Source organism: Pantoea sp. ACRSB, from assembly GCF_022346905.1.
Taxonomy (GTDB): Bacteria; Pseudomonadota; Gammaproteobacteria; order Enterobacterales; family Enterobacteriaceae; genus Pantoea; species Pantoea piersonii.
The window spans coordinates 1,240,909-1,250,641 of record NZ_JAKRNL010000001.1 but is presented as its reverse complement, the minus strand read 5'-3'; the positions used below and the strand labels follow the sequence as shown (position 1 = coordinate 1,250,641).

Sequence of the window (9,733 nt, the reverse complement as noted above, 5' to 3'; positions counted from 1 at the left end):
GGACGAAGGGACGTTGAAGACGACGACGTTGATAGGCCGGGTGTGTAAGCGCAGCGATGCGTTGAGCTAACCGGTACTAATGACCCGTGAGGCTTAACCTTACAACGCCAGAGGCGTTTTGTGAGACGCGAGATTTTCAGCTTGTGACGGATAAACTCTGCGCGGCCCGGCGAGGCGGCGCGGAGACAGAATTTGCCTGGCGGCCTTAGCGCGGCGGTCCCACCTGACCCCATGCCGAACTCAGAAGTGAAACGCCGTAGCGCCGATGGTAGTGTGGGGTCTCCCCATGCGAGAGTAGGGAACTGCCAGGCATCCAGATTGGTATCTGCCCGAAAGGGTGACACCGGTTATCAGCGAGACCCCGCTGGTAGCAGCAGTATTCGGTGGTGCGGTAGTTCAGTCGGTTAGAATACCGGCCTGTCACGCCGGGGGTCGCGGGTTCGAGTTCCGTCCGCACCGCCACCTATACAGATAAGCCCTGACTGAAAAGTCAGGGCTTTTTCTTTTGCCTTAAAAAAATCCGCATTCGCACGCGATGATTCCGACAATTACGCACACCGATTGAAACGTCGGACTAAAATCCCTATAACAGACAGATGCAACGGGTACGGAAGAAATTGGGCGATAACGTGCGAAAAAAAACTTATGCAATGCGATATGTCGCGGGTCAGCCGGTCGAGCAGATCTTTCCGCCGGGTGCCATGCTACATCTCGGCCAGGCGCTGCCTCCCGGTGCGCCGCTTTCGCCTGATGCTCATCTGAAAGTGCTGGTCTGGAATATCTTCAAGCAGCAGCGCGCAGACTGGATGTCTGTATTACAGGGATTCGGCAAAGACGCGCACCTTGTATTGCTGCAAGAGGCGCAAACTACGCCGGAGCTGGTACAGTTCGCGACCAGCAACTACCTTGCCGCCGATCAGGTTCCCGCCTTCGTGCTGCCGCAGCATCCCTCTGGCGTGATGACGCTGGCGTCCGCTCATCCGGTCTACTGCTGTCCGCTGCGTGAACGCGAGCCGCTACTGCGTCTGGCTAAATCAGCGCTGGTCACCGCCTACCCATTACCGACCGGCGAAATGCTGATGGTCGTCAATATTCATGCGGTCAATTTCAGCCTGGGGATTGATGTCTACAGCAAACAGCTGGGGCCGATAGGCGAGCAGATCCTGCACCATAAAGGGCCAGTTATCATGGCGGGCGATTTTAACGCCTGGAGCCGTCAGCGCATCCATGCGCTTTACCGGTTCGCACGCGAAATGGCGCTAAAAGAGGTACGGTTCACTGACGATCATCGACGTAAGGCATTTGGCCGTCCCCTGGACTTTGTTTTCTATCGCGATATGAGCGTCAGTAAGGCATCGGTGCTGGTGACGCGCGCATCGGACCATAATCCCTTACTGGTAGAGTTTAACGCGGCTCGCTGAGGTTAATGCTCCAGCAGAGCGATAGCGCGGCGAACCGGCGAAGCGGAACCTCGCTCAATGCGCAGCGGCAGCGCGATAAAAGTAAAAGTAGGCGGTAAAAGGGAAAGATTCGCCAGATTTTCAATAATCACCTTATCGCTGCCTAACACCCGCTGATGAACCGGATTCTCTTCGCTGCCGAAAGCATCGATCGACAGCGCATCCGTACCAAATACGCTGACGCCTCTGGCGAGCAGCATCTCCGCACCGGCGGCAGAGAGTCCCGGCCAGCCGGTTAAGAAGGCTGTATGTTCGGGACGTCGCGCCCATTTCTCATCCCAGCCCGTATGAAAAATAACGATATCGTCCTGGACAATAGCGCCATTCTCTCGCTCCCAGCGGTTAATCTCCTCTGTACCAAAAGTGGAGCCGGCCTCGACGTTTCGTACGTTAATCAGCACGCCGCGGCCCATCAGCTGACGTACATCTACCTGCTCGATAGTCTTTCCTTGCGGAATAAAATGAGAAGGGGAGTCAACGTGCGTGCCGCAGTGATCGCCCATCAGCAGCTGACAGTTATAGTTGCCATCTCCACCTGCGTAGCTTTCATTTTCACCGAGCATAAATTTAGGATGCGTCGGCCATACCGGCATCAACGGTTGATAGAGATGGTTTAGCTCAATCACCTTACTGTTACGTAACGCTATCCAGAGTGGAGTCATCTTATCCTCGCTTAATTTTTACCGTTTCTTTGATAAGCAGCAGCGGCAGGCAGGAGAGCAGCAGCACCGCAACAATGACTGCGTAGTGGACGCCAAAGCCCCAGCTATGGATGATCCAGCCACTTACCGGCGCCACCAGAATACCAGCGATACCTACGGCGAGGCCGATCATCAGGCCCATACTGGAGGCGGCGGCATGGGGCGCAGAGTCAATCAGCAGCGCATAGGCAACCGGGTAGGGCGAGTTGCGAAACAGTCCCCAGAAAATCAGGATCGCCCAGGCGAGCGCGGCTGAATGAATAAAAGTGCAAAGCGCGCAGGCGACAATCCAGCCGGCGATAATGAAACCCAGCGACGATTTGCGTCCGCGTATGTCAGAAAAGCTGCCCCAGAGGATCTGGCCCGCCCAGCCGGTAAGTCCTGATGCGCCAGAAATAATCGCCGCCGTGGAGAGATCCAGCCCCACCTCGCGCGTCAGCTGTAGCGTAAGAAAGTTAGCGATACCCATCTCCGCCCAGGTAAAACCAAATACCAACGCTATCGCCATCTGGCAGTTACGGTTTTTCAGACAGCTGAAAGAGGACGCTAAACCGGATGACTGAGGACGTGGCTCAATGGGCCGCGTAAGGCGATTTTCATCGATCCAGCGGAACACTTTGCCATGATTCTTTTTGGTGCCGAGCAGCAGCTGCATAACTACGATGCCCAGTCCAATAAGCGGGATAAACAGAAAAGCGTGGCGCCAGTCGCCGAAAGTCAGAATAGCGGCGATCAAAACTGGCCCGATAAACTGCCCCAGCGGAAAGCCGGTATGGTGAACGCCAATGGCGAATCCGCGGTTCTCTTTCTGCCACCACTCACCGAGCAGCGCGACGTTGATGGGTTCAGAGCCGCCGGTGCCCATTCCCATAAACACGCGCAGCAGCTGAAAGGCACCCAGCGTCTTACAAAAGGCGGTCGCGACTCCGGAAACGATCTCTACCAGCACCGCCAGACACCAGCTATAGCAACGGCGATAGCCGGTACCGATATAATCGGACAGCAGGCCGAACAGCACCGCGCCGGTCAGCGTGCCGATAAAGCTGAGTGAGTTGATCCAGCCGGCCTGCACCTCGCTGATATTGAAGTCTTTCATTATGGCGGGCAGCAGCGTAGGCAAAATAATACGGTCAATCGAGTTCATCAGTATCGCCAGCGTGGTGATCACCAGCATCCACCACGAAAGCGGATGGGCGCGTGGTAGCCAACCGCGTTTGACCGGCGCGTTCCCGGTGTGATTATCCTCGCCGGACTGCGTTTGTGAGGCTTTTAACTCCTGATCCAGGCTATCGCTCATAACCTTACCCTGTAGTATTGGCCCTGGGGCGAAAGTGAATGCCGCAGTGCGGCATCGGTTATATCTCGCGCAACCACGCCAGAAGTAACAATCTGGCTACACGAAAACAGGGTTGTTAACATGGCCCGACATCCACTGCCATACAAGTATTTTGTGGTTAATAATTGATCGCCGTCACGCGTTTTAAGTGGTTAACCTTCAAAAGGTAAGGCGCAGGAATGGAGAGGGAAAGGGGACAGAAATGAAAAAAGGCCAACAAATGTTGGCCTTTTCGACGCATCAGGTATCGGGCGATGCGCTATTATTTACGAAGAGCGTTAGCCTGTCGCCGGGCTGGATATCTTTCGTGCTGCTCAGGACCGTATTCCAGCGCATCACATCTTTGATATCGACGCCGTGGCGCCTTGCAATACTGGCAAGAGAATCACCTTTACGCACGCGATAGGTGATGCTGTTGCTATTATCAGCCAGGCTAGTGCCGCTGCCGCCGACGGTCAGCGTCTGACCGGGACGAATGCTGGCGCCCTGCAAATTGTTCTGCTGCTTCAGCGTAGCTACGCTGACGCCCAGTTTGCCTGCGATACCAGAAAGCGTATCGCCGCTACGTACTTTATAACTGCTGCCTGACGCGCTGTTTTTCGCCAGCTGAGTCGGCTGTACCGCTGCGATGTCGCCGGATGCGAGCGAGTTACGCAGCTGCGCCACATGGGACTTAGGCACTAAAATGTACTGCGGTCCGTTTGGCGCGGTAGCGCCTTTTTTATAGCCGGTATTGAAGCTCTTGAGCTTACTGAGCGACATACCCGCCATTTCGGCAGCCTGGGTCAACTGCATCTGCTGACCGACTTCGACGCGCGCCAGCGCGCGGCTTTCGTCAGGCGTCGGCAGTTTAATGCCGTAGCGCTTGTTGTTCTTAAGCAGATCGCTTAAGGCCAGCATTTTAGGTACGTAGACCGTGGTCTCACGCGGCAGGGATAAACTCCAGAAATCGGTGGGCTTTCCACGCGCCTTATTCTGTTTTATCGCCTTCAGCACACGTCCTTCACCGCTGTTATAAGCCGCGACGGTCAGTAACCAGTCGCCGTCGAACATCTTGTTCAGACGTTGCATCATATCCAGCGCAACCTTGGTCGAGGCCACTACATCGCGGCGCCCGTCGTACCACTGGTTTTGTTTCAAACCATAGTTTTTGCCCGTTGTTGCAACGATCTGCCAGATGCCGGCGGCATTGGCGGATGAGGTTGCATGGGGGTCAAAAGCGCTCTCCACTATGGGTAGCAGTACCAGTTCCATCGGCATCTTACGTTTATGTATCTGCTCGACTATCCAGTACATGTACGGCTCTGCCCGTAATGTTACATCGTGGAGATAGCTCTTATTTTTTAAGTACTTTTGTTTTTGTTCGCGGATCCGGCTGTTTTCCGGAATCCCCATCTTCAACTCGTCACTAATGAAACTCCAGAGATCGCTATCTTCTGCGAGGCCAGTTCCATCTTCCTGCCATCGCGGCGACAACATTCGATCACCGTACTTTCCATTTTCACCTTGACCAGCTGAAGACAGACTCTGGGCATGCTGTTCGGGGATATTGGCGTCATTCCTTGATGCCTGACATCCCACCAGCAAGACCGAGGCGAGTAATATCGCTTTAGCCTTCATGTGTGTGTCAATAGTTCGCTTAAAAGACGAGCAACTATACGTGACGCCCTGTCACAACACAACCCGAAAAATCAAAACTTGTCTTTCTTCTCACGTAAAAGGGCGAATGTGTCCCATATGTGCCCGGGTGTTAAATTTATGTTTAATGCTCTTTGTAAATCAGGCTCTTGCGTTCGAAGAAATAAATTTATTTGCCGTTCGTGCGCCAGTTTTGTGGGTAAAGTAATGCCGTTTTTGGCGCGTAAGTCCTTAATTTTCTGATATTCGGCCATAATTTGCGGGTCATGAGGCAGAATAGCCGCAGCAAACTTCAAATTAGATAAAGTGTACTCATGCGCGCAGCAAACAAGGGTATCGCCGGGAAGCTGATCAAGCTTTTGAAAAGACTCATACATTTGCTCGGCTGTGCCCTCGAAAAGACGGCCGCATCCGCCGGAAAACATGGTGTCTCCACAAAAAAGATAAGGCGAACTGTAATATGAGATATGTCCTAAAGTATGACCAGGGGTATGGATGACGCTGAACGTCAGCCCCAGCAGCTCTACCGTATCGCCCTCACACAGGATTCTGGTCGCGCCTTTATCTTCGGTTTCCTGTGGACCGAAAACCTCAAGGTCGGGAAATTTTTCCAGCAGCGCCTGTACGCCGCCGACATGATCGTGATGATGGTGAGTCAATAAAATCGCGACGGGTTTCCAGCGGTTCGCGTACACTTTCTCCAGCACAGGTTGCGCTTCGCCAGGATCGACAATCAGGCAGTTGCCCGCGTCATCATTCAGCGTCCAGATGTAGTTATCCTGTAGCGCAGGAATACTGGTAAGATTCATAATCACCTCTCGCAGGCCGTTAGAAAAGGAAGATGGTAAAGCATGAAGCGCGCTAAAACACGCCAGATTCTGACTGCGCCGCACTCATGGCGTGATATGCCATGGGGAGACTATTTCCGCGACGCGCTGACCCAGCAACTACAGCCTTACCTTGGAAAGCTTTATGGCTTTCATATGCTTAAGATTGGCAACCTTAGTGCAGAAATCAACACCGAGCACTGCGCTATTTCACACCAGGTCAATGTCGGCAGCGAAGGCGAACTGCTGCAGGTGCTGGCGCAGCCGACTCAGCTACCCTTTGAGTCTAAATCTATTGATGCCTGTCTGCTGGCGCATACGCTGGCGTGGAGCCAGGATCCGCATCGGGTACTGCGCGAAGTGGATCGCGTGCTGATTGACGACGGCTGGATGATTATTAGCGGCTTTAATCCCTTCTCGCTGCTGGGCGTCAGTAAAGCGCTGCCCGGCATTCAGCGCAAAGCGCCGTGGAGCGGACGTATGTTTAGTCAGATGCGGCTGCTTGACTGGCTGAGCCTGCTTAATTATGAGGTGGTATTCCGCACCCGCTTTCAGGTAGTGCCCTGGCACCGACAGGGCGGCAAGGTCATCAGCGCGCATCTGCCTGCGCTGGGCTGCCTCAATATTGTCGTGGCGCGCAAACGTACCTTCCCGCTGACGCCAACGAAAGCGAAAAAGGCGCTCTCTAATGCGCAACTGCGCCCGGCGGTTAACGCCACGCGGCAGTTCCGCGCGGCGAAGGATCAGGATTCGACCTTATAGCCGATATCCTCTGACTGCGGACGCGACGCCGCGCTGCGCGCCAGCTCGTCGCAGCGTTCGTTCTCTGGATGACCAGCATGGCCTTTGACCCATTCCCACTCAATCTCATGTCCGGCGAGCGCGCTGTCGAGACGCTGCCAGAGATCGACGTTTTTCACCGGTTTTTTCTCTGCGGTTTTCCATCCGCGCTTTTTCCAGTTATGGATCCAGCTGGTGATGCCCTGACGCACATACTGGCTGTCGGTGCTTAATACCACGTGGCAGGGCTCTTTCAGCGCTTCCAGCGCCACAATTGCCGCCATCAGCTCCATGCGATTATTGGTGGTGAGCCGGTAACCGGCGCTGAACAGTTTTTCGTGCTGGCCGTAGCGCAAAATCGCGCCGTAGCCGCCGGGGCCTGGATTGCCAAGGCAGGATCCGTCGGTGAATATTTCTACCTTCTTGCGCATCTCTGGTAGACTTCCTTCTGATAAAAACGCCAAGTCTGACATAAAACGAATCCTATGAGCACTGCAAATAACCGCCAGATCGTTCTCGATACTGAAACCACCGGCATGAACATGATCGGTGTCCATTACGAAGGCCACCGCATCATTGAGATCGGTGCGGTAGAGGTGGTTAACCGTCGCCTGACCGGCAATAACTTCCATATCTATCTGCGCCCCGATCGGCTGGTGGACCCGGAAGCGTTCGGCGTACACGGCATTGCGGATGAGTTTCTCGCCGATAAGCCGACCTTTGCTGAGGTAGCGGACGAATTCCTCGACTATATTCGCGGCGCCGAGCTGGTGATCCATAACGCGTCGTTTGATATCGGCTTTATGGACTATGAGTTTTCCATGCTGAACCGCGGCATTGGGAAAACGGAAACCTTCTGCCGGATCACCGATAGCCTGGCGATGGCGCGCAAGATGTTCCCTGGCAAGCGCAACAGCCTGGATGCGCTCTGCTCGCGTTATGAGATCGACAACAGCAAGCGTACGCTGCATGGCGCATTGCTCGACTCCGAAATTCTGGCGGAGGTCTTCCTGGCGATGACGGGCGGCCAGACCTTGCTGGCGTTCTCGCAGGAAGGGGACGGCGCGCAGCAGAATGAGAGCGAAACCATTCAGCGCATCGTGCGGCCCGCTTCGGCGCTGCGTGTAGTGGCGGCGTCGGACGAAGAGGTGATGGCGCACGAGTCGCGGCTCGATCTGGTGATGAAAAAGGGCGGAAGCTGCCTGTGGCGCGGTTAACAAGGGGCGTTTCGCCGGTTAAATCAGCGTTAAGCGTAAAAAAACAGCAAACGCGCAGCGCGGCGATAAAAAGCGTTGACGGGGTTAAGAGGGGCCATTAATATGCGCCTCGTTCCCGACGGGGAACACAGCGCGGTGCGGTAGTTCAGTCGGTTAGAATACCGGCCTGTCACGCCGGGGGTCGCGGGTTCGAGTCCCGTCCGCACCGCCAACTCTTCAGAAAGGCCGATTCAGTAATGAATCGGCCTTTTGCTTTTCTGACGCTTCAATCCTTACTCTTTCTGCATCGCTACGCTACCGGCGAAAGGTTTCACCGCGCCCGCTACGCGCTCGTTGCGCGCCAGATAGCGATAGCATCCGCCACCCAGCGCCGCGCCGATAAACCAGCTAAAGCTGGCGGCCTCATGCAGCGCCGGCACAAAGCTAATAATCAGGCCGATGCCGACCGACGGCAGCAGCGCGGAGATCGCTTTCGGGTTAAAGCCGCCGCGATACCAGTAGCGGCCCTGCGGCGTCGCGTCGAAGAGGTCGTCAACAGAGACGCGGCTGCGTTTAATCAGGTAGAAATCCGCCAGCAGAATACCGAACAGCGGCCCGATAAAGGCGCCCAGAACGTCGAGGGTATAGTGGATCAGCTCCGGCGACTGAAACAGGTTCCACGGCGTCAGCAGCACTGAGCCGACCGCGGCGATCATGCCGCCGGTGCGGAAGCTGATTTTCTGCGGCGAGCAGTTAGAGAAATCGAATGCGGGCGACACGAAGTTCGCTACGATATTGATGCCGATAGTCGCGGCGATCATGGTCAGCAGGCCGATAGCCACCGCCACATCGTTACCGACCATGCTGACGGTCTCAATCGGATCGGTGATCATTTTGCCGAACAGCGACTGGGTGCCGGAGACGATAACCACCGTCACCACGGAGAAGAGTAAAAAGTTAAAGGGCAGGCCCCAGCGGTTGCCGCGGCGAATCTCGCCCATGCTTTTGCCGTAGCGCGCGAAGTCGCCGAAGTTAAGCAGCGGCCCGGAAAAGTAGGAAACGACCAGCGCGGTGGCGGTAATCATCTGCCAGCCCTGTTCGCCTGCGCTCAGCGACTTGCTTGAGAGCGTGAAAGAGATACCGTTTAAACCAATCTTGTATACAATCCAGCCCGCCAGCGCCACCATCACCACATAGACAGCAGGGCCTGCCACATCAATAAAACGCTTAATGGCGTCCATGCCGTGCCAGAACACCATCGCCTGTAAAAACCACATCACGCTGAAGCAGCACCAGCCGAGCAGCGACAGACCCAGCCAGCTGGCATGGGTCATCGCTGCCAGCGTGGGAAAGAACTTCAGCAGCACCAGCATCAGCGCATTGGACGCCAGCCAGGTCTGAATACCGTACCAGGCGAAAGCGATCAGTCCGCGGATTACCGCCGGTATATTCGCGCCGAAAACGCCAAACGCCTGACGACAGATAACCGCGTAGGGCACGCCCGCCATCTGGCTCGGCTTCGCCACCAGATTCGCGCACAGCTGCACGATGCAGATCCCCGCCAGCAGGCAAATCAGCACCTGCCAGCTCGCCAGACCAAGGGTAAAAAAGCTGGCGGCGACGACATAGCCGCCCATGCTGTGCACATCCGACATCCAGAAAGAGAAGATGTTATACCACGTCCAGTTCTGATGGCGCGTCGGCGCCAGATCCTCGTTGGTGAGGCGCGGACTGTAACGCGCGCGGGCTTCAGCAGCCGACGCAGAAGAATTTTTTCGAGAGTTTGGCATGAAAC

General features: G+C 55.4%; 9 protein-coding genes, 2 tRNA genes and 2 rRNA genes. 7 read left to right on the top strand and 6 right to left on the bottom strand.

Features of this window, described 5'->3' with window-relative positions:
- From MHZ89_RS06110 to MHZ89_RS06095, 4 genes are all read left to right on the top strand, one after another.
- Window positions 1–101 (top strand): 23S ribosomal RNA (locus MHZ89_RS06110); the annotation flags it as partial.
- Between the two features lie 94 nt (window positions 102–195).
- Window positions 196–311 (top strand): 5S ribosomal RNA (gene rrf / locus MHZ89_RS06105).
- 74 nt (window positions 312–385) lie between these two features.
- Window positions 386–462 (top strand) — tRNA-Asp (locus MHZ89_RS06100).
- Window positions 463–629: 167 nt separating this feature from the next.
- Entirely contained in the window at window positions 630–1,421 is a 792-nt protein-coding gene (locus MHZ89_RS06095; RefSeq protein ID WP_311782229.1) for an endonuclease/exonuclease/phosphatase family protein, read from the top strand.
- Between the two features lie 2 nt (window positions 1,422–1,423).
- Here MHZ89_RS06095 and MHZ89_RS06090 read toward each other — a convergent pair whose 3' ends face one another.
- The 4 genes from MHZ89_RS06090 to gloB form a co-directional block, all read right to left on the bottom strand.
- On the bottom strand, window positions 1,424–2,122 hold the full coding sequence (locus MHZ89_RS06090; protein WP_311782228.1) for a cyclase family protein: 699 nt from the start codon (window positions 2,120–2,122) through the stop codon (window positions 1,424–1,426).
- A 1-nt stretch (window position 2,123) separates the two neighbouring features.
- On the bottom strand, window positions 2,124–3,458 hold the full coding sequence (locus tag MHZ89_RS06085; protein WP_311782227.1) for an MFS transporter: 1,335 nt from the start codon (window positions 3,456–3,458) through the stop codon (window positions 2,124–2,126).
- A 279-nt stretch (window positions 3,459–3,737) separates the two neighbouring features.
- A complete protein-coding gene (gene mltD, locus MHZ89_RS06080) occupies window positions 3,738–5,117 on the bottom strand; it encodes a murein transglycosylase D (protein ID WP_311782226.1) in 1,380 nt (459 codons plus the stop codon).
- Between the two features lie 71 nt (window positions 5,118–5,188).
- Window positions 5,189–5,944, bottom strand: coding sequence for a hydroxyacylglutathione hydrolase (gene gloB, locus MHZ89_RS06075; RefSeq protein ID WP_311782225.1), 756 nt, complete (start codon window positions 5,942–5,944; stop codon window positions 5,189–5,191).
- A gap of 42 nt (window positions 5,945–5,986) precedes the next feature.
- Here gloB and MHZ89_RS06070 point away from each other — a divergent pair, with 42 nt between their 5' ends.
- Window positions 5,987–6,724, top strand: a complete 738-nt coding sequence (locus MHZ89_RS06070; protein ID WP_311782224.1) for a methyltransferase domain-containing protein — start codon at window positions 5,987–5,989, stop codon at window positions 6,722–6,724.
- Here MHZ89_RS06070 and rnhA read toward each other — a convergent pair.
- Entirely contained in the window at window positions 6,706–7,173 is a 468-nt protein-coding gene (rnhA, locus tag MHZ89_RS06065; protein WP_120451123.1) for a ribonuclease HI, read from the bottom strand. The genes MHZ89_RS06070 and rnhA overlap by 19 nt on opposite strands.
- Before the next feature lie 54 nt (window positions 7,174–7,227).
- On the opposite strand from rnhA, the gene dnaQ reads away from it, so the two are divergent.
- Together dnaQ and MHZ89_RS06055 are read left to right on the top strand one after the other, a co-directional pair.
- Window positions 7,228–7,959 carry a DNA polymerase III subunit epsilon gene (dnaQ, locus tag MHZ89_RS06060; protein WP_120451124.1) on the top strand — a complete coding sequence of 244 codons (732 nt, stop codon included), beginning with the start codon at window positions 7,228–7,230 and terminating at the stop codon, window positions 7,957–7,959.
- A 134-nt stretch (window positions 7,960–8,093) separates the two neighbouring features.
- Window positions 8,094–8,170: transfer RNA gene (locus MHZ89_RS06055), tRNA-Asp, on the top strand.
- 61 nt (window positions 8,171–8,231) lie between these two features.
- On the opposite strand, the gene MHZ89_RS06050 is transcribed toward MHZ89_RS06055, so the two are convergent.
- On the bottom strand, window positions 8,232–9,728 hold the full coding sequence (locus MHZ89_RS06050) for an NCS1 family nucleobase:cation symporter-1 (protein WP_311782223.1): 1,497 nt from the start codon (window positions 9,726–9,728) through the stop codon (window positions 8,232–8,234).
- Between the last annotated feature and the right edge of the window lie 5 nt (window positions 9,729–9,733).

Coding starts and splice junctions, on each gene's coding strand:
- MHZ89_RS06090 (WP_311782228.1), bottom strand. CDS start 2,122: ATGACTCCACTCTGGATAGCGTTACGTAACAGTAAGGTGATTGAGCTA.
- MHZ89_RS06085 (WP_311782227.1), bottom strand. CDS start 3,458: ATGAGCGATAGCCTGGATCAGGAGTTAAAAGCCTCACAAACGCAGTCC.
- mltD (WP_311782226.1), bottom strand. CDS start 5,117: ATGAAGGCTAAAGCGATATTACTCGCCTCGGTCTTGCTGGTGGGATGT.
- gloB (WP_311782225.1), bottom strand. CDS start 5,944: ATGAATCTTACCAGTATTCCTGCGCTACAGGATAACTACATCTGGACG.
- MHZ89_RS06070 (WP_311782224.1), top strand. CDS start 5,987: ATGAAGCGCGCTAAAACACGCCAGATTCTGACTGCGCCGCACTCATGG.
- rnhA (WP_120451123.1), bottom strand. CDS start 7,173: ATGCGCAAGAAGGTAGAAATATTCACCGACGGATCCTGCCTTGGCAAT.
- dnaQ (WP_120451124.1), top strand. CDS start 7,228: ATGAGCACTGCAAATAACCGCCAGATCGTTCTCGATACTGAAACCACC.
- MHZ89_RS06050 (WP_311782223.1), bottom strand. CDS start 9,728: ATGCCAAACTCTCGAAAAAATTCTTCTGCGTCGGCTGCTGAAGCCCGC.